This is a genomic window from Anoxybacillus sp. TBDG-1 (assembly GCF_054815885.1).
The window spans coordinates 16,842-37,748 of the sequence record NZ_JBTZSY010000016.1 but is presented as its reverse complement, the minus strand read 5'-3'; the positions used below and the strand labels follow the sequence as shown (position 1 = coordinate 37,748).

The window sequence follows — 20,907 nt, the reverse complement described above, 5'->3', positions numbered from 1 at the left end:
CTCCTAAAATTATTTTACGTTATCTAACAATTGACGAATACGTTTGAAGTCGCCTTTTGATACAAGCGTTGCTTTGCGAAGTTTACGCTTTTGTTTTTGTGTTTTGTTTGCGAATAAGTGGCTAGTGAATGCGTGTGAACGTTTTAATTGGCCTGTTCCTGTCTTTTTGAAACGCTTCGCTGAGCCTTTGTGAGTTTTCATTTTTGGCATAAGGTGTTCCTCCCTTTTGTTATTTGTCGTTTTTCGGTGCTAGCACTAAAAACATGCTGCGGCCGTCCATTTTCGGAGCCGTCTCAACCGTACCAATATCCGCGCACGCTTCAGCAAATCGATCAAGCACGCGCTGACCAATTTCTTTATGCGTAATTGCACGTCCTTTAAAGCGAATCGTCGCTTTCACTTTATCTCCTTTTTCAAGGAACTTCCGCGCGTTGCGCAATTTCGTGTTGAAGTCATGCTCTTCGATCGTTGGGCTTAAACGAACTTCTTTTACGTTAATCACTTTTTGTTTTTTGCGCGCTTCTTTTTCTTTCTTTTGTTGCTCGAAGCGGAACTTACCATAGTCCATAATGCGGCACACTGGCGGTTTCGCATTTGGTGCAACCATCACTAAGTCCAAGTTTAAACGCGCTGCAATTTCTAACGCTTCTTGTTTCGTCTTAATCCCAAGCTGTTCGCCATTTGGATCGACTAAACGAACTTCACGTGCCCGAATGTTTTCATTAATAATAAAATCTTTGCTAATAACTAGCCACCTCCACGGTTTTTTCAAGCTTGTTTGTTAAAGCAGAACGCACACGACAAAAAACGTGTGGGCATAATACACCCACACGTCTCGCTCACAACATTTCTTTGTCATGAAACCTGCTAACAGCCATAAGGCGTCGATCAGGTGAGAAGCGGGTGCTTCTGCTTGTTCCAAACAAGTATTTACCTTTACTTTAACATATATACCATAAACGAAAACACATTGTCAACCGATGTCCATTCATCACAACAAGCAAAACTATAACAAACATGAAGAGAAAATGCAACTATTTTCGTACTTCTTTTTGGATGAAATCAATAAACGCATCAAGCGCCATCGTTTCGCTCTTTTGTTCCCCATATTTTCGCACGTTCACTGCTCGTTCGTTTACTTCGTTATCCCCAACAATGAGCATGTACGGAATTTTTTGCATTTGCGCTTCGCGAATTTTGTAGCCAATTTTTTCTTCACGCTCATCGACTTCGACGCGCACACCTGCTGTTTGTAGGGCGTGCTTCACTTCGTACGCATAATCCATATGGACAGATGGAGCGACTGGAATTACTTGCACTTGTACAGGCGCTAGCCATGTCGGAAACGCTCCTTTATACTCCTCAATTAAGAAAGCGACGAAGCGTTCCATCGTCGATACGACACCGCGATGGATGACGACTGGACGATGCGGTTTTCCATCTTCACCGATGTATGTTAAATCAAAACGTTCTGGCAGTAAGAAGTCTAATTGCACAGTAGATAATGTTTCATCTTTTCCGAGCGCTGTGCGCACTTGAACGTCTAGTTTCGGACCGTAAAACGCCGCTTCGCCTTCCGCTTCGTAATAGTCAAGTCCGAGTTCGTCCATTGCCTCTTTTAACATGCTTTGTGCTTTTTCCCACATCGCATCGTCATCATAATATTTTTCTTTATCTTGTGGATCGCGATAAGACAAACGGAATGAATAATCAGTTAAACCGAAGTCTTTATATACGTCTAAAATTAAATTAACGACGCGCTTAAACTCGTCTTTAATTTGATCTGGGCGCACGAAAATATGTGCATCATTCAACGTCATGCCACGCACACGCTGCAAACCTGTAAGCGCTCCAGACATTTCATAACGGTGCATCGTGCCGAGTTCTGCAATGCGAATTGGCAGTTCGCGATAGCTATGAATTTTATGTTTATACACCATCATATGATGTGGACAGTTCATTGGACGTAATACAAGCTGCTCATTATCCATCTCCATCGGTGGGAACATGCCATCTTTATAATGGTCCCAATGGCCAGACGTTTTATATAATTCTACACTACCAAGCACCGGTGTATATACGTGTTGGTAGCCAAGCGACAACTCTTTATCGACGATGTAACGTTCAATTGTTCGGCGAATCGTCGCTCCTTTTGGAAGCCAAAGCGGTAATCCTTGTCCAACTTTTTGTGATGTCATAAATAAGTCGAGTTCTTTTCCAAGCTTGCGATGATCGCGCTCTTTCGCTTCTTGCAAAAGGCGTAAATATTCATCTAAATCTTCTTTTTTGAAAAAGGCTGTTCCGTAAATGCGTTGCAACATTTTGTTTTTGCTGTCGCCGCGCCAGTACGCACCTGCTACACTTAACAGTTTAAACTCTTTAATTTTTCCTGTTGATGGGACGTGCACCCCACGGCAAAGATCGAAAAACTCTCCTTGTTCGTAAATAGAAACGATTTCTCCCTCTGGAATGTCGTGAATAAGTTCAATTTTTAAATGATCTCCAATTTCTTCATAGCGACGAATCGCTTCTTCTCGACTTACTTCTTTACGAACGATGTCCAAGTTTTCTTTCACGATTTTTTTCATTTCTTGTTCAATTTTCGGTAAGTCTTCCGCTGTAATTGGCACATCAACATCAATATCATAGTAAAAACCGTTTTCAATAACAGGACCAACGCCAAGCTTTACATCTTTATATAGTCGTTTAACCGCTTGCGCCATTAAGTGCGCTGTGCTATGGCGCAAAATGTCAAGCGCTTCTGACATATCTTGTGTAACAATCGACAGTGCGCCATCTTCTTCAATTGGTGTACGCAAATCAATCATGTGATCGTTCAGCTTCCCTGCAATGGCTTTTTTCTTCAAGCCCGGACTAATTGACGCCGCAATGTCTTCTGTTGTCACTCCTTTCGGAAACTCCTTTACTGCTCCATCTGGAAATGTGATTTTTACTACATCCGCCAAAGCTATTCACTCCTTTTTAAAAATAAAAAAACTCGTCCCAAAAATGAGGGACGAGTTGGCTTCGTGGTTCCACCCTTCTTCCCGTTTATACAAATACACAATGAGCGTATAAACGGCTTCATTTCGATAACGGCGCAAACCGTCAGCAATTACTAAACGGGGCATCGTCCCATTGTTCACTGCCGAAGTTTAGAGGTGGTAAGTGCATCTTTCGTGTTAGGAAGGTTTCAGCCTATGCCTTCCCTCTCTGTGAACCGTAAACATACACCCATGTCCTCATCATCACTTTTGACCTTATTCATTATGTATGTCATTATAAGCATATTTTTTTGGAAAATCAAGAGGTGTTCGAAGCTCCATCCGCTCTTGAAACACATTTTGAATCGTTTGAATCATTCCCACATCTGTAACATCTGTATACATATATATTTTTTCCGGTGCCATCGATACGAGCGGGGCTAATACAGATGTATCAATGTACATCGGCTGACTCACCATGAGGCGACGATCAATCAACTGCTTCAGTTGTTGAGGTGACATGTAAAATAAATGGTCATCAAAAAATTGAAACGTTTCATTTTCATACAAAAGGTGAACAACGCTCATTTGTGGCAGACGTGATGCAACAACTTCGCGCAACATATGAATAAACGCTTGATATTCTTGTTCTAGTTTGTATTCGTCAATGGCTAATTCAACATAATGCATCAATCGATCATAATACGGCTTTAACCGAAAAGTCATAAGCGACTCGAACGAAAATACACCTTCATGTAAACATTCATGTAGCGATTGGGCAATCAATTGCTCACGCGAGATATTCATTTGTTTTCCAAGGCGATAGTCATGTCTCTCACCGTCAATAAACGAATAAGCGAGCTGTAAAATTTGTTGTTGTTCTTCTTCATTCTCATAAAAGAACGTACGAGAAATGATAGATAAAATCCAACGCGCTTCGAACGCTTGAATGATGCATGAAGTAAAAATCGGAATGAACAATGCGCGCATATGCGCAACATTCGATTCATGAAAGAAGACGGTAATCGTCTTGTCGTCGTAAAGCAATTTTCCATATGGTTGTGGCGCTTTACTTAATTCTGCAAATAATCGTTGTGCATCTTGTCTATCTTGAAATACGATATAAATCAACGGTGCCCCCCCTTTTTCCCGAAACATGCTTGTTTTATATATATGGGGAACACCGTCTATTTATCACATTTCGATTCGGCGATTTTTTCCTTTCATTTCGATCGGAGTAGCTAAATAGACAATTCGTTCAATGATTCGCGCTGCCTTGACCTGCTCTTCTTCACCTCGTTGCGAGTGAGCGAAGTGATGGGTAAGGCGTTTCAAATCAAAGTTCGATGCAAAACATGTCGGCAAATGCTCAAGCATACGATATTGTAAAATTGGTCCGAGCACCTCATCGCGCCACCAACTTGACATTAGTTCTGCCCCCAGATCATCGAGCATAAGAACAGGAACTTGTTTGGCATATTCAATCGTATCTTGAAACGCGTCCGTTTGAAGCGATGATTTTAATGAGCGAACAAATTCTGGAACGTATACGAGAAATGAAGCGATATGCCTTTGGGCTAACTCATTTGCTATTGCTGCTAACAAATATGTTTTTCCTACACCAAAAGAACCGTATAAATATAGTCCTTTCATTCGTTTGCCTATTTCATATGTCGATGCAAACGTGTTCGCAAGCTCAATTGCTTCAATTCGTCCAAGATCGTTCGTTTCTAGCTGGTCAAACGATGCCTGTAACATATCACGTGGGATAAATAAGCTACGAATCAGCGACTGTTGTTTTTTTCGTTCATCATCTTGTATTTTACGAGCACACCGCTCATATTGTACGTCAATGTTTTTTCCTTGCCAAATTAAATGGGGTGTATAACCTTTCAACAAGTTCGGGCATTGGTCTAAGCTTTGGCAACGTTCACAATGCTTACTTTGTTGGACAAATTCGTACAATTTACCGAGATGGCGATCCAATATCTCATCTGTGACATGATGTCCACACAAAAATGTTTGAACATGCGAATCACGTAAAATCCCACGTTTCATCGCCTCATATCGCTCTTTAAAATCATGACGATTCATTAAATGATGAATAGTTTCCCGAATTGGTTTCATCGTTTATCCCCTAACTTTTCGGTTTTTTCAACCGCTCTTCCAACTCGCGTCGTTTTTGTTCCAGTTCTTCTTCTGTTTTCGCTTGTTTTCGTTCAAATTGTGAGTAGTCTGTTTGTAGCCAATCTGGTAACAATTCGGTGCGAATCGGTTTTTTCGAGCCTTTTTGCTCTTTTTCTTTCATAAATGTTTCGTATTCACGCACTTCTTTTTTCGCTAATTCCATCGCTTGTTTTACAGTACGCACTTTTTTTCGCGCCCATGAACTAGCGATCTTTTCTACATATTTTTTCGGAAGCTTCATGTCCGTACGCAACATGACGTAATAAATAAGCACATTCATAACACCTGGTGGCAATTTTTGTTTAAACATAATCTCTTCAATGAGCTGCAAATCTGCCAGCGCTGGCTCAACGCCACCAGAAAAATCCATAAGTAGTTGTCTCGGCGAAACGGTTTCAAGTTGTTTCATTAAATATTCTTCTTCATTTTTCGGTTCAACGTGCGCCATCGTTCGTTCCGCTAACGGTTGCACACGATCATATAGACGGGGGAGCACTTCCCCTCGTTCAAATTGATACCATTCTTGCGCTGCTTTTCTTAATGCTTCAATATCAATTTGTTCAGTCGGATCAATGACGCCCATCACAATTTTTTGCATGTCAAGCGGGCCGATGCCATATAAAAAGGCTAGTTTTTTGATCGCATCTTTCACTTTTTCAGTAATCGCACGACGTGGGACGAGATGGTGGGACAGTCCTGCATAAAATGTGTCAAAATCAAATATATCATCTCGCATCGTATACGTTGCTCGTTCTTTTCCGATATACTGTTGTCCATCTTGAAGCATCAATTCTTGTTTTGCTTCGTCGCTTAACTTATGAATCATTTTTTCAGGTTGGATCGATGAAAATACATCGTGAAATGAGCGAGTAACAGGTATAAATGAAGTGCGATCGATAGCACGATCAGAAAAAAACTTTTTCAACTTTTGAAATTTTGTTTTTCCTACACGATCATATAAAAATACATTTAAAACACCATCAGTAAAAAATTGTTCTGGTGTAAGAGGGAGAGAAAGTTCATAAATAAATACGCGTTCATCATTTTCATCCGTGCGCTTCATATACGTATTCAACAGCCCGATCCCTTCAAGCTTTAAACGTTCCGCATAAATGGTCGGTAAACTACATTGCATAATTGCCATTAAACTATGATGCGTCGTCTCCTCGCTCCATAAACGCGATTGTTCTAACTCGCTCCATAACGTCATATATAAGCTATATGCTTGCGCACCAATTAACGGTTGATATAAAAGTGTCAATACTGTTCGGTCTAATTCGCTTAAAACTCCGCTCGCATGCACAATATATCGGTCGACCGCAATTAACTCTTTCCAACTGTATTCCATATTATCGACCTTCTTCTAAAAAAGAGCACATTATGCCCTTTCCCCTTGTTCTTTTTTAATAAGCTCTTTTAACTCCTCAATAAAAACGTTTAAATCTTTAAACTGACGGTATACAGACGCAAAGCGAACATAAGCCACTTCATCAATTTTTGATAGCCGTTCCATGACCATTTCACCAATCGTTTCGCTTTTCACTTCATTTATACCGCTGTTGCGCAACTCCCGCTCAATTTGTTGCGTCACTTGTTCTAATTGTTCAAGCGCAACCGGACGTTTTTCACACGCTTTAATGAGCCCGCGTAATATTTTTTCACGGCTAAATTCTTCTCTCGTTCCTTCTTTTTTCACAACAATTAACGGCGTTTCTTCAATCCGCTCAAACGTTGTGAACCGAAAATGACAACGTTCACATTCACGACGACGGCGAATGGAACGCCCTTCATCAACCGGACGCGAGTCAAGCACGCGCGTTCCATTGTGATGACACGACGGGCATTTCATATGTATCAGCTCCCTAGCAATAATCTTACCCTTATAGTAGACAAAAAAAGGCGCATATACAACTACTTGTCGCTATATATTCCCGATCCGATGTATGTGAATCGTTTAGCTAATTGGTCGTATAAACGAATAATAAGTTGGCGACTAAACCCAAAGTCAATCGGCAACCATTTTGTTTCTGTCGTCACAGAAAAATCAATAGCTGTTTCAAACGGACGAACAGAAACGATTGTTGCAACAATAAATGCTTTTTTTCCTTTCGTTAGTGATACGCTTATTTCTCCGCGTTCTGCTGAAATCGCCACAATGTGGCATCCATCCATTTGCTCGAACATTTCTTTTACTGCTTGTAATGCAGCAGATTGTGTTGTTTTATAATAGCGGCTTTTTAGCTGTTCATCCGGATGACGTTCAAATGTTTCATTATGATTGGTTAGTACGTATTTCCATTTCACCGTTCGTCTCCTCACTTTTCAATGAATGATAAAAAAGAGGTGCAGAATCTACACCTCTTTCTCTCTTACGTTTTATTATAAAGCTTTTGCTTGTTTAATTTCAATCGGACCCATACCACGAGGCAATTCAATTGTTTCACGGGTTTGTGCACCTAACGCTTCTGCGATATAGTCAGCTGCAATCGTCGGATCTAAATGTCCACATGTGTAAACATCAATGCTAGCATAACCGTGTTCTGGAAAACTGTGAATCGTTAAATGTGATTCAGAAATAATGACAACGCCACTAACACCTTGTGGTGCAAATTTATGAAAGGCAACTTCACGAATTTCTGCACCAGATTTTAACGCTGCATCAACGAATGTTTTTTCAATAAACTCCATGTCATTCAACTTATCAAAATCGCATCCCCAAAGTTCTGAGATAACGTGACGACCCATTGTATCCATGAGCGTATCCCCCTTTAATAAATTTTAAAAAATACAAAATGAATTTCTTTTGCTTTCTGGAATGTATAACTACCACGGGGGAAAGTTAGTCCAAAGAGGTCCTAACCCTTTAAGTAGTCACATTACCACGCGTTCAAGAAGTTCACGAAAAATAGTATACTTTGTTTATACCTTTTTTTCAATATTGTTTTTTGTTTTTTTGTAAAATAGGTATAAAAATAACGCTGGGAACCCCCAGCGTTATGACATCGTAACCGTTTCATTTTTTAACAATTGTTTTGCAACAAGCTTTGTTAAGTCGACAACGCGACATGAATAGCCCCATTCATTATCATACCATGCTAATACTTTTACTTTGCGATTTTCGATCACCATCGTTGACAACCCATCAACAATGGCAGAATGTGGGTTTGTATTAAAATCAATTGACACAAGCGGTTCCATCGTCACGTCTAAAATGCCCTTTAGTGATCCACGCGCAGCTTGCATAAACACCTCGTTTACTTCATCGACGGTGACGTCCTTTTTCACATCAACAACGACGTCAACAAGTGAAACATTTGGTGTCGGAACGCGCAACGCCATGCCATGCATTTTTCCTTTTAGATGTGGTAATACAAGTGCTAACGCTTTTGCTGCGCCTGTCGTTGTCGGGATAATTGATTGCGCGCACGAACGAGCACGACGTAAATCTTTATGTGGATTGTCAATATTTTTTTGATCGTTTGTATACGCATGCACAGTCGTCATGAGTCCATTTTCGATTCCAAATGCTTCATCAAGCACTTTCACAACAGGCGCTAAGCAGTTTGTTGTACATGAAGCGTTTGAGATGACGACATGCTCCGGGGAAAGCATATGTTCATTGACTCCCATAACAATCGTTACATCTTCATCTTTTCCTGGCGCTGTTAAAATGACGCGCTTTGACCCTGCCTCAATGTGCATCATCGCTTTTTCTTTTGCATTAAACTTTCCTGTCGCTTCGATGACGATATCAATTTGAAGCTTCCTCCATGGCAATAGCCGTGGATCACGGGAATTGAGCAACTGTACTTTTTTCCCATTCACAATTAAGCCATCTTCAACCGCAATGACGTCCCCGTCAAATTTACCGTGGTTTGAATCATATTTTATTAAATGAGCTAACGTTTCAGGCGGATAGCTCGCATTAATCGCTACAATGTCAAGATCATGCTCCATAATAGCTTTTCGGAACACCATACGTCCGATGCGTCCGAAACCGTTAATCGCTACTCTCGCTTTCATTATATAGCCCCTTTCAATATATGTGTTATACTATTTAACTACAATCTACAAAAATAGTATAACATTTTTAAGGTGTTTATGCTATAAAAAAAATAAAAAAAGGCATCCTATTTTTCAAGGACACCCCAGCGCATCAAACATGCGTACAACTGTTGTTTCGTTTCTTCAATCATTCCGTTATTATCAATGACGGCATCTGCTTTCTTTCTTTTTTCTTCAAGTGGCATTTGTGCTTTTATCCGCGCCCATGCTTCTTCAACCGAAAATCCATTGCGCTCACGAAGGCGACGAAGTTGAGTTTGTTCATCAACATACACAACAAGAATGCGATCAACGAGATGCTCAAGCTTACTTTCGAATAAAAGGGGAATGTCAAGAACAACTGCTTTTTTCCCTTCTTTTGCATATTTCTCTTTTTGTTGCAACATATGTTTGCGAACAAGTGGATGAACAATGGCATTTAACTGTTTTCGCTTTTGTTCATCATGAAATACGATCGCACCGAGTTTACGTCGATCAATCGCACCATTTGAATCTAAAATGCCGCGCCCAAACGTTTCTATAATCAGCTGATATGCCTCACCACCAACTGATGTGACACGATGAGCGATTTCATCTGCGTCAATGACAGGAATATGTAAGTCGCGGAACATCGCGGCGACCGTACTTTTTCCGCTTGCGATGCCCCCAGTTAATCCGATCGTTAACACTGCCTTCACCCCTACCTCATTTTAAAAATCCCGAGCACAATGAGCATAATCCCAGGTAAAAACGAGTATTTTTGTAGCCAGTCATATTTCCTAAACGATTTTCCAATTTTTAACCCGCTAAATAAAAAACTAAAGCTAAGCAAACAAACGAGAAATGTAGTGAACAACAGAGAATAATTTAAAAGCGCTGCACTCACGCCTGCCCCAAACGCATCGAGCGACAAGGCGATACCTAAAAATACCGCCTCCATCCCCGTAATCGTTCCTGAACGGTCAAAATCAGCCATCGTTGGTTTGCGTAAAATTTGAATGACAATGCCGAGCGAACGAATTTCTACGTTCATTAAAAACTTTTCTTCATTATCATCTCTTTTAAACATAAATTGAATGATCATCCATAACCCCAATATGATTAATATACTCCCGCCCATTGCATTGGCAACGGTTGGTGAAAAAAACATATACAGCATGCGACCAATGCCCATCGCTACTAAAAATGTCAGGCATGAAAAAAACGAAATAATAAGCAACGAACGAAGCGGAATATGTACATTCCGCATACCATACGTAATACCGACAGTCAAACCGTCGATGCTCACAGCTAAAGCAAGCAAAAATAAAGACCACGTAATCATATACGCCCGCCCCTTCCTTTGAAAAGCTACCATAGTATATGGAAGAGGCCTAGGCAATGTTCTTATGCTATGTTTGACAATGCTTGCAATAATGTGTACCGCGATTAGCTACAGTTGTTTTTGTAATAAGGTTCCCGCAACGACGGCACGGCATGTTTGCTCGGCCGTATACATATAATTGCGTTTGAAACGTCCCTATCTTCCCTTGCGTATTAACGTACGTTCGAACGGTACTTCCCCCTTTTTCAATCGCTTCTTGTATCGTTTGAATAATCGCGCTATGCAACGCTTCGATTTCTTGGGCAGTTAGCGTAGCTGCTACACGCTCTGGGTGAATAGATGAACGAAATAACACTTCATCAACATAAATATTACCTAATCCTGCGACAATTGTTTGATCAAGCAATGTCGCTTTAATCGTTCGCTTTGTTCGTTGAAGCTGATCGGTAAACCATGGAGCAGTAAATTGCTCGTCAAGTGGCTCAAGTCCGATGTTCGACAAAGGAGGAACGTGTAATTCCTTCCCTTTATCGAACAAATGCATTGTGCCAAATTTGCGCACATCGCGATAACGAAGTTCCGTGCGATCGGTAAATGTAAAAAAGATGTGCGTATGCCGATCAAATGATGTATCTTCTTTTTCGTATATATAACGTCCTTCCATACGTAAATGAGAAACAAGAACGACATCATCCAATTGAAAAGTTAAAAATTTCCCTCGTCGCTGAATATCGTAAATTGTCTGTCCTTTTAATCGATCGCAAAATGTTTCTACGTCAGGATGTTGGACGATCTTTTCCCAATGTACTTTTACACGTTCAATCGTTTTGCCAACAACAAGCGGAAGAAGCGTGCGCCGCACCGTTTCCACTTCAGGTAGTTCTGGCATGTTTGTTCATCCTTTCCTTACTTCGCATCATACCACGTCGGTCCAAAGTGGTAATCGACCTTTAGTGGAACACGTAATGATACTGCATTTTCCATCACATCTGGGACAATTTTTTTCAACAAATCAATTTCCTCTTTTGGAGCCTCTAAAATAAGTTCGTCATGTACTTGCAATAATAGACGCGCTTGTAACCGTTCTTCATGTAAACGTGTCGCTAAATCAATCATCGCTTTTTTAATAATGTCCGCAGCACTTCCTTGAATTGGGGTGTTCATCGCAGTTCGCTCTGCAAAGCTGCGAACATTAAAATTACTGCTCGTAATATCCGGTAAATAACGACGACGGTGAAGCAATGTCGTCACATATCCTTTTTGTTTTGCATCTTGGACAATTTCTTCCATATATCGTTTTACACTCGGATAACTTTGGAAATATCGTTCGATAAATTCTGCTGCTTCTTTGCGTGTAATGCCTAAGTTTTGCGACAATCCGTAGTCGCTAATTCCGTAAACGATACCAAAATTGACCGCCTTCGCTTGCCGGCGCATATGTGCGGTCACTTCTTCTTCCTTTACATGAAAAATGTCCATCGCCGTTTTCGTATGAATGTCGAGATTATGATGAAATGCGGCAATTAAATTTTCGTCATTAGCAATATGGGCTAGCACGCGCAACTCAATTTGCGAATAGTCAGCCGCAAAAATGACCCAATCATCAAAAGATGGGACGAACGCTTGACGAATTTTTCTTCCTTCTTCAATGCGAATCGGAATGTTTTGTAAATTAGGCTCCGTTGAACTTAAGCGCCCTGTTTGCGTCAATGCTTGTTGGAAAATTGTATGCACTTTCCCTGTATCTTGGCGCACTACTTTCATTAATCCTTCTACATACGTCGATTGTAATTTTCCGAGTTGACGATAATGTAAAATTTGCTCAATGATTTCATGGTATGGCGCTAATTTTTCTAACACATCCGCCGACGTTGAATAGCCTGTTTTCGTTTTTTTCACAATCGGCAACTGTAATTTCTCAAATAAAATCGTTCCGAGTTGTTTTGGAGAATTGATGTTAAATGTCGTACCTGCTAATTCATAAATGCGTTGCTCAATTTGTTGGAGCTGAGCGGTGAACTCTCTCCCCATGTTTTGTAAGCAATTCACATCCACCTTTACACCGTAAAACTCCATTTGCGCCAAAATGAACGTAAGTGGTAACTCTAAGTGAATAAGCAATTCAAATTGTTCATTTTGTTTTAGTTCATGAATATATGTTTCTTTTAGAGAAGCAATCGCTTTTGCCTTTCTTACGAGATGTGCAGCTAATACATTTGTCGGCGGAACCGTCTGTTTTGCCCCTTTTCCGTACACATCCTCATCGCTTTGTACGTCTGTATATTGCTTCGTTTTTGCAACGGCTGCGATATCCCCGTTTGCATCTGTCGGATTGAGCAAGTATGCCGCTAATAATAAATCAAAATCGATTCCTTTTAATTCAATGCCGTGCCACTTTAGCGCAACGATTGCTCGTTTCGCGTCAAATACACTTTTTTTACATTGCTCATTCTCAAGCCATGCTCGAAATACGGAAGATGCAAAAGCAACGTCTGTCGGGATAAAAAAATGTCCTCGCTCATTCACAAGTGCAAATCCGAGAATCGGTGCTTGATGGTAATTTTCATCAAGCACTTCGATAACAAGGGCGCTATCTTCCGTCAATATGTGCTCGTCAATCGTTTGAACAGTAATAAATGAAATATCTTTTAACGATAGTTTTTCTTGTGAAGGCTGACTAATTTTGTCCATAAGCGACGTAAAACCTAGCTCTTGAAACAATGCTGCCAGTCGTTCGACATCATATGACTGCCATGCTAATTCATCGAGCGATAACGTCAGCGGAACGTCGCGATGAATGGTCGCTAACTGCTTACTTAGTAGCGCTTGTTCACGATACGTTTGTAAATTCTCTTTTAGTTTTTTTCCTGAAATATGTTCAAGTGATGCTAGTACGTGTTCAACTGTTCCGTACTCCTTTAACAACTTTAACGCTGTCTTTTCTCCGACTCCCGGAACACCCGGGATATTATCTGACGCATCACCCATTAACCCTTTTAAATCAACAATTTGTGTGGGCATTAATCCGTATTTTTCAAGCACATGCTCTGGCGTATATCGTTCCATATCTGTTATTCCTTTTTTCGTCACATGTACATGAATGCGTTCAGAGGCTAATTGTGTTAAATCACGATCACCGGAAATAATGATAACGTGAAATCCTTCTTTTTCCGCTTTTGTCGCAAGCGTCCCAATAATATCATCCGCTTCGTAATTTTCAAGTTCGTACGTACGAATGTTATATGCATCAAGCAGTTCGCGTAAAAACGGAAACTGTTCTGATAGTTCTGGTGGTGTTTTTTGTCTCCCGCCTTTGTATTCTGTATACACTTCATGACGAAATGTCGTTTTCCCTGCATCAAACGCAACGAGCATATGCGTCGGCTTCTCTTCTTCAATGAGCTTCATTAACATCATTGTAAAACCGTAAATGGCGTTTGTATGAATCCCTTTATCGTTATGTAAGAGCGGCAATGCAAAAAAAGCGCGATAAGCGATGCTATTGCCGTCAATTAAGACTAATTTGTTCGCCAAGCCGAAAACCTCCTCTTTTATTCATTTACGCTTATTTTACCACGATCACCGCCAAAAAAGAAAAAAGACGAGAACATTCGTTGTCCTCGCCTATCCCAAGACAATCGGCTTCTTGGATGAAGGGGTTTTCACATATCATCTTACCAACATTTTTTTAATATATGGTAAATCATTTGTAAATATATCGTTAAAAATCATTCGTCTGCACAAGCATCTGCACGAAAATGAACGGTGAATGTCGTCCCTACCCCCACTTCACTTTTTACAGAAATTGTACCGTGATGCGCCTCTACTAAATGTTTCACAATCGCTAAACCAAGACCTGTCCCCCCTGAATTGCGGCTTCGTGCTTTGTCTACACGATAAAAACGTTCAAAAATACGTGGAATTTCCTTTTGTTCAATTCCGATGCCTGTATCGTTTACATGCACAAACAATTGTTTATCATTCTTTTCGATATAAACGGTTACGCGTCCACCTACTGGGGTATAAGCGATAGCATTATTAATTAAATTAATAAAAATTTGTTTTAAACGGTGTAAATCACCGTACATATAACAAAGCGATGCATTCGATGAGCATTCCAATGTAATTTGTTTATCATTGGCTTTCGCTTCAAGCATAACGATGACTTCTTTCAATACCTCATGCAAGTCAACAACGGATATATTTAACGTAAATCCTTGCTGTTCAATTTTCGATAAATCAAGCAAATCTTGAATTAAATGTTGAAGGCGCTCACTTTCTTTTAAGATAATCGTTAAAAAATATTCAAGCGTTTGCGCATCATGCATCGCTCCATCTAATAATGTTTCAGCAAACCCTTTAATCGATGTAATCGGCGTTTTTAATTCGTGCGAAACGTTCGCTACAAAGTCTTTTCGCATTTGCTCAAGCTTTTTCAGTTCGGTAATATCGTGGAACACAACAATAATTCCTTTCCATTCATCGTTCGTTCCAATAATGGGCGTCCCGTACACTTCAAAATGTTTTCGTTCAATCCCAACGGGAAGAAGCAATTGTTTACGTACATTTACTTCTGTCATAAATATTTCTTCCACAAGGGTAATCACTTCTTTATGCTGGAACGCCTCATAATATAAACGATGAACATAGTCAGACGGATCGATATGAAACATTTCCTTATATGTGCGGTTCATAAGTGAAATGTATCCACGTTGATCAATTAAAATTAAGCCACTCCCCATATTTTCAATGAGCGCACGCAAGCGATCTTGTTGCATTTCTTGCATACGTACCATCTCTTGTAAATTACGCGCCAAAATGTTTAGTGATTGGCTAAGCATTCCCGTTTCATCTTCTCGACTTTCGTACGTCCGCGCTTTGTAATTGCCGCGCGCCAACTCCATCGCCACTTTTGTCGCTGCTTCAATCGGTTTTGTATACTGGTTTGTAATTTTAATACCTAATAAAAGAATAATGAAAAAAGCAATAGCTAAACTAAACGTTAGCAACAACCAAATTTGTTCGTCTACCCGCTCAATCGCATCCATCGGCAAGCTTATGACAATATATCCGAGTTGTTGATCACGTTGCCAAAATGAAACTGCATAATAATATAAGTCTTGTTCTTCTTCAAATATAACTGATTCATCTTCTTTTTTTAATAACGTTTGAATTAGCTTTTGATGACGTTTTTTATCAATCAATACGTAATTATTTGTATCTAACAGAACTTTTCCGTCTCGATCAACAATTGTGATGCGGGCAGATAGCATATCGCTAATGGCGTTCAATCGCTGCCCAAACATATCAGAATGAAGCGGTTTATTTTCCATATATAGGGCCAACAGTCTTGCCTCTTTCTCCATTCGATCATGCACAGTATCTGCATAAAATTTTTGAAACAATTGACCTAATAGTAAACCTAGGCCAAATAAAACGGATAAAATAACGGAAATAAGCCCGAGCAATAGTCGGGAGCGAAATTTATTCATCCGCTTTCGGCTCCTCCAATTTATACCCTAAACCGCGTATCGTTTTAATATATAAAGGCTTTCGTGTATCATGTTCGATTTTGTCACGCAAATGACTAATATGCACATCGACAATGCGTGTATCCCCTGCAAAGTCATAGTTCCAAACCGCGCTTAATAATTGATCACGTGTCAATACACGCCCTTTATATTTCGCTAAGTATGCTAATAGTTCAAATTCTTTCGGAGTGAGTTCTAATCTTTGTTGTGCAAAATAAGCCTCATAACGATCTGGGAAAATTTTCAGTTGTCCGACAACGAGCGAATCGTCGCTATTTTCTTGTTTTTCTTCTTGTCCTAGTACGGTCGTTCGGCGTAAAATGGCTTTAACGCGTGCTACAACTTCACGTGGGCTAAACGGCTTAGTCATATAATCGTCAGCGCCCAATTCAAGCCCAAGTACTTTATCAAATTCATCATCTTTTGCTGTCAACATTAAAATAGGAGTCATCACTTTTTGCTGTCGTAGCTGTTTGCATACGTCAATGCCATCTAATTTTGGCAACATTAAATCGAGAATAATAAAATCTGGTCTCTCCTCCAATGCTTTGTTCAAACCTTCTTCCCCATCATGAGCTGTCAATACAATAAATCCTGCCTGCTTTAAATTGTACTCTAATAACGTGACGATTGAATGCTCATCATCGACAACTAACACACGTTTCGACATACCCATCCTCCAACAACGTAAATTTGTTACATGTTTATTATAACGAATGATATAAAAAGAAAAAAATAAAAAAAGAGGCAACGCCTCCTTTTTAAAAGTTGTCTAATGCTTTTTCTTCAACAAACGGATATGGCGGAACGACACGCAATGCTCCAACTAATATTTCTTCCCCATCCCGAGTAGCTTGAATGGAGATATGAATCTCATTATTTTCTTCATCCACATCAGTCACTTCAAATACAAATTCAACATGTTCATAATGATATACCGGGCGTTTGAATTCAATCGTTTTGGAAATGATGTGGCTTCCTGGTCCCGGTAAATACTTTGAAACAGCCGACGTAATGATGCCTGTTAACATAATGGCTGGTACAATCGGACGTTTCCATGGCGTTTGAGATGCGTAGTCATGTTGAATATAAAGCGGATTGGCATCGTTTGTTAGCCCTAAATATAACAATAAATCCTTATCTTCGATCGCTTCCGTTAATACGAGCTTCTCACCAACGGAAATGTCCGAAATTAAACGTCCAAGTTTGCGTTTTTTGCTCAGCATACTCATCTCCCCTTTGTTTGACCATATATAAAAATTCGGGGATTCCCCCGAATTTTTATTATTGTAATACTTTCATCACATTTTTTACCGACTCAACAGATTTTGCTAACGCTGCTTTTTCTTCTTCTGTTAGCTCTAATTCGATAACTTTTTCAATTCCGTTGCCACCTAAAATCGTTGGCACACCTAAATAAATACCTTCATATCCATATTCGCCTTCTAAATAAGCGATGGCTGGAAGAACTCGGCGCTGGTCTTTCACAATTGCTTCAACCATTTCAGCAAGGGATGCAGCGGGCGCATAATAAGCACTGCCGTTGCCAAGCAAGTTGACGATTTCACCGCCACCTTTTCGCGTACGTTCAACGATAGCTTCTAAACGATCTTTTGGAATTAACGTTTCAAGCGGAATGCCACCCGCATACGAATAGCGCACAAGTGGCACCATATCATCCCCATGACCGCCTAAAACAAATCCCGTAATGTCTTTTACAGATAAATTTAATTCTTGTGCAACAAATGTACGGAAACGTGCGGTATCTAATACCCCAGATTGACCGATCACACGGTTTTTCGGGAATCCAGATTCTTTAAACACCGTGTATGTCATCGCATCAACAGGATTCGTTAATACGATAATAAAGCAGTTTGGCGAATATTTGACGACTTCTTTCGTGACCGCCTTCATAATACTTTGATTTGTCGTGACTAAATCATCGCGGCTCATGCCTGGTTTACGCGCAATGCCAGCGGTGATCACAACGATATCTGAATCAGCTGTATCTGCATAATCCGACGTACCGATGATGTTGGCGTCAAATCCAAGAACCGGGCTTGATTCAAGCATATCGAGCGCCTTTCCTTTTGTCGGATTTTCCAACTGGGGAATGTCGACAAGAACAATGTCCCCAAGCTCCTTTTGCGCTAAAATGAACGCTGTTGTTGCTCCCGTAAATCCAGCACCGATAATTGAGATTTTTTTACGTTTCATACCCACGTTCTTCCATCCCCTTTTTTATTTTATTCTCCCATATTTCGAATGAGAGCATCCGCGAATTCAGAACATTTCACTTCTGTTGCGCCTTCCATTAAACGTGCAAAGTCGTATGTGACCACTTTAGATGCGATTGTTTTTTCCATGGAGTCAATAATCAATTTCGCTGCTTCATTCCAACCGAGATGCTCAAACATCATTACGCCAGATAAAATGACAGACGATGGGTTCACTTTATCTAATCCTGCATATTTCGGTGCAGTCCCATGCGTTGCTTCAAAAATCGCATGGCCTGTTTCATAGTTAATGTTTGCACCTGGAGCGATACCAATTCCGCCTACTTGTGCTGCAAGCGCATCTGAAATGTAGTCGCCGTTTAAGTTCATTGTCGCAACGACATCGAACTCACGTGGACGAGTTAAAATTTGTTGTAAGAAAATATCTGCAATCGAGTCTTTAATAATAATTTTTCCTGCTGCTTCTGCTTCCGCTTGCGCTCGGTTTGCAGCTTCTTTTCCGTGCATTTCGACGATGCGATCATATTCAGCCCAAGTAAATACTTGATCTCCGAATTCTTGTTCAGCTAATTCGTATCCCCAGTTTTTAAACGCACCTTCTGTATATTTCATAATGTTTCCTTTATGAACGAGCGTAACCGATTTCCGACCGTGTTCAATCGCGTATTTAATTGCCGCGCGCACTAATCGTTTCGTACCTTCTTCTGAAATCGGCTTAATACCAATACCAGATGTTTCAGGGAAACGAATTTTACGTACACCCATTTCGTTTTGCAAGAAATCAATTAATTTTTTCACTTCTGGTGTTCCTTTGGCATATTCAATTCCCGCATAAATATCTTCCGTATTCTCGCGGAAAATAACCATATCTGTATCTTCAGGACGCTTAACCGGAGAAGGAACTCCTTTGAAATAACGGACAGGGCGTAAGCAAACAAACAAATCGAGCTCTTGACGAAGCGCAACGTTTAATGAACGGATCCCACCACCTACTGGCGTTGTCAATGGTCCTTTGATCGCAATTATGTATTCACGAATCGTATCAAGCGTTTCTTGAGGCAACCATTCGCCCGTCAATTTAAACGCTTTTTCACCAGCAAGTACTTCTTTCCAAACAATTTTCCGCTCACCTTTATAAGCTTTTTCAACAGCTGCTTCTAATACGCGGGAAGCTGCTGCCCAAATATCCGGACCTGTTCCATCCCCTTCGATAAATGGAATAATTGGATAGTTTGGAACATTTAATACTCCATTTGTAACCGTAATTTTTTCTCCTTGCATCACGATAACGACCTCCAAATTATGTAGTATAAAAAGGTGAGAAAGGCGAGTTTCTCACCTTGTGCAACCAGCCATTATGCTCGTTCTTCAAGCGGCACGTATACTTGTCTTGTAGGACCCGTATACTCAGCACGTGGACGAATGAGGCGATTGTTTTCGTACTGTTCTAAAATGTGCGCAAGCCATCCAGACATGCGGCTAATCGCAAAAATTGGTGTAAATAAGTCATGATCAATTCCTAAACTATGGTAAACAGAAGCTGAGTAGAAGTCAACATTTGGCGGTAAACCTTTTGTCGATGTAACAATCTCTTCAATTTTCACCGACATATCGTACCAATGTGGTTCACCTGTTAACTTCGTCAATTTTTCAGACATTTTCTTTAAATGCTTAGCGCGTGGGTCGCCTTGGCGATAAACGCGATGACCAAAGCCCATAATTTTTTCTTTATTACTTAATTTATTATGAATGTACGTTTCTACATTTTCAAGCGTGCCAATTTCCGTCAACATTTTCATCACCGCTTCGTTCGCTCCACCATGAAGCGGTCCTTTCAACGCTCCAATCGCTGCTGTAATGCCTGAGTATACATCTGATAAAGTGGCAACACAGACGCGCGCAGTAAACGTTGAAGCGTTCAATTCATGATCTGCATGAAGCACAAGCGCTTTATTAAACGCTTCCTCAGCAATCGGATCCGGTTCTTTACCTGTTAGCATATATAAAAAGTTTGCCGCAAAACTTAAATCTTTGCGCGGTGGTACAGGTTCTAATCCTTTGCGAATGCGGGAAAACGCAGCAACAATTGTTGATACTTTCGCCTGTAAACGAATAGCTTTGCGATAGTTCGCTTCCGGATTCATCGCTTCCGCTTCTTCATCGTATAAGCCAAGAAATGAAATCGCTGTACGAAGCGCTGCCATCGGATGAACTTGATCAAGCGGATACATTTTAAAATGATCAATGATTTGTTGCGGAATATCGGCATTTTCCGCTAACTGTTTTGTTAGCGTCTCTAGTTCTTCCTTATTTGGCAGTTTTCGATGCCAAAGCAAATAAACAACTTCTTCAAACGTCGCATGTTCCGCTAAATCATCGATATTATACCCAACATATGTGAGCGTATCATCGATGATTGAACTAATTGTGGAAGTGGTTGCTACAACCCCTTCGAGACCGCGAGTTACTGTCATCTTACATCTCTCCTTTTTTCTTTTATTCCCCTTTTCCCATGTTGAAACGCGTCGTCGAGCGATTGCTCAAAACAGTTGAATAAAAATGCAAAGAAAATGCTTACATTTTGTTATATATTCACCTAT

20 protein-coding genes and 1 other annotated feature are annotated in these 20,907 nt (G+C 40.4%); all 20 genes read right to left on the bottom strand.

Annotated elements, in window-relative coordinates; genetic code table 11:
- Positions 1-9: 9 nt before the first annotated feature.
- On the bottom strand, positions 10-210 hold the full coding sequence (rpmI, locus tag ACYQY7_RS06805) for a 50S ribosomal protein L35 (protein ID WP_003397838.1): 201 nt from the start codon (positions 208-210) through the stop codon (positions 10-12).
- A 19-nt stretch (positions 211-229) separates the two neighbouring features.
- Positions 230-772, bottom strand: coding sequence for a translation initiation factor IF-3 (infC, locus tag ACYQY7_RS06800; RefSeq protein WP_004889092.1), 543 nt, complete (start codon positions 770-772; stop codon positions 230-232).
- 25 nt (positions 773-797) lie between these two features.
- Positions 798-921: a sequence feature (ribosomal protein L20 leader region), on the bottom strand.
- A 113-nt stretch (positions 922-1,034) separates the two neighbouring features.
- Positions 1,035-2,966, bottom strand: coding sequence for a threonine--tRNA ligase (gene thrS / locus ACYQY7_RS06795; RefSeq protein ID WP_461201322.1), 1,932 nt, complete (start codon positions 2,964-2,966; stop codon positions 1,035-1,037).
- A gap of 294 nt (positions 2,967-3,260) precedes the next feature.
- Entirely contained in the window at positions 3,261-4,115 is an 855-nt protein-coding gene (ytxC, locus tag ACYQY7_RS06790) for a putative sporulation protein YtxC (protein WP_461201321.1), read from the bottom strand.
- Between the two features lie 63 nt (positions 4,116-4,178).
- Entirely contained in the window at positions 4,179-5,111 is a 933-nt protein-coding gene (gene dnaI, locus ACYQY7_RS06785) for a primosomal protein DnaI (protein WP_461201320.1), read from the bottom strand.
- Between the two features lie 10 nt (positions 5,112-5,121).
- The gene (locus ACYQY7_RS06780) at positions 5,122-6,519 is read right to left on the bottom strand and encodes a replication initiation and membrane attachment family protein (protein ID WP_461201319.1); all 1,398 of its coding nucleotides are present in this window, start codon (positions 6,517-6,519) and stop codon (positions 5,122-5,124) included.
- 30 nt (positions 6,520-6,549) lie between these two features.
- Positions 6,550-7,020, bottom strand: a complete 471-nt coding sequence (gene nrdR, locus ACYQY7_RS06775) for a transcriptional regulator NrdR (protein WP_461201318.1) — start codon at positions 7,018-7,020, stop codon at positions 6,550-6,552.
- Between the two features lie 62 nt (positions 7,021-7,082).
- A complete protein-coding gene (locus tag ACYQY7_RS06770; protein WP_461201317.1) occupies positions 7,083-7,475 on the bottom strand; it encodes a cytosolic protein in 393 nt (130 codons plus the stop codon).
- A gap of 75 nt (positions 7,476-7,550) precedes the next feature.
- On the bottom strand, positions 7,551-7,925 hold the full coding sequence (gene speD, locus ACYQY7_RS06765) for an adenosylmethionine decarboxylase (RefSeq protein ID WP_012574217.1): 375 nt from the start codon (positions 7,923-7,925) through the stop codon (positions 7,551-7,553).
- 240 nt (positions 7,926-8,165) lie between these two features.
- Positions 8,166-9,194, bottom strand: a complete 1,029-nt coding sequence (locus ACYQY7_RS06760) for a glyceraldehyde-3-phosphate dehydrogenase (RefSeq protein WP_461201315.1) — start codon at positions 9,192-9,194, stop codon at positions 8,166-8,168.
- Between the two features lie 107 nt (positions 9,195-9,301).
- Complete coding sequence (gene coaE, locus ACYQY7_RS06755; RefSeq protein WP_461201314.1) at positions 9,302-9,904, bottom strand: dephospho-CoA kinase; 603 nt, start codon at positions 9,902-9,904, stop codon at positions 9,302-9,304.
- Between the two features lie 11 nt (positions 9,905-9,915).
- Positions 9,916-10,539 (bottom strand): sporulation membrane protein YtaF, encoded by a 624-nt coding sequence (ytaF, locus tag ACYQY7_RS06750; RefSeq protein WP_461201313.1) that lies wholly within the window; start codon positions 10,537-10,539, stop codon positions 9,916-9,918.
- Between the two features lie 67 nt (positions 10,540-10,606).
- A complete protein-coding gene (gene mutM / locus ACYQY7_RS06745) occupies positions 10,607-11,428 on the bottom strand; it encodes a DNA-formamidopyrimidine glycosylase (protein WP_461201312.1) in 822 nt (273 codons plus the stop codon).
- Between the two features lie 17 nt (positions 11,429-11,445).
- Positions 11,446-14,073: a DNA polymerase I gene (polA, locus tag ACYQY7_RS06740; RefSeq protein WP_461201311.1), complete on the bottom strand. Its 2,628-nt coding sequence runs from the start codon at positions 14,071-14,073 to the stop codon at positions 11,446-11,448.
- Positions 14,074-14,267: 194 nt separating this feature from the next.
- Positions 14,268-16,031: a two-component system histidine kinase PnpS gene (pnpS, locus tag ACYQY7_RS06735; protein WP_461201310.1), complete on the bottom strand. Its 1,764-nt coding sequence runs from the start codon at positions 16,029-16,031 to the stop codon at positions 14,268-14,270.
- Positions 16,024-16,740 carry a response regulator gene (locus tag ACYQY7_RS06730; RefSeq protein WP_461201309.1) on the bottom strand — a complete coding sequence of 239 codons (717 nt, stop codon included), beginning with the start codon at positions 16,738-16,740 and terminating at the stop codon, positions 16,024-16,026. The genes pnpS and ACYQY7_RS06730 overlap by 8 nt, the downstream gene beginning before the upstream one ends.
- 91 nt (positions 16,741-16,831) lie before the next feature.
- Positions 16,832-17,302: a MaoC/PaaZ C-terminal domain-containing protein gene (locus ACYQY7_RS06725; RefSeq protein WP_461201308.1), complete on the bottom strand. Its 471-nt coding sequence runs from the start codon at positions 17,300-17,302 to the stop codon at positions 16,832-16,834.
- A gap of 52 nt (positions 17,303-17,354) precedes the next feature.
- Positions 17,355-18,293, bottom strand: coding sequence for a malate dehydrogenase (gene mdh / locus ACYQY7_RS06720; protein WP_461201307.1), 939 nt, complete (start codon positions 18,291-18,293; stop codon positions 17,355-17,357).
- A gap of 23 nt (positions 18,294-18,316) precedes the next feature.
- A complete protein-coding gene (icd, locus tag ACYQY7_RS06715) occupies positions 18,317-19,591 on the bottom strand; it encodes an NADP-dependent isocitrate dehydrogenase (RefSeq protein ID WP_055440076.1) in 1,275 nt (424 codons plus the stop codon).
- Between the two features lie 71 nt (positions 19,592-19,662).
- A complete protein-coding gene (gene citZ, locus ACYQY7_RS06710; protein ID WP_461201306.1) occupies positions 19,663-20,781 on the bottom strand; it encodes a citrate synthase in 1,119 nt (372 codons plus the stop codon).
- Positions 20,782-20,907: the final 126 nt, after the last annotated feature.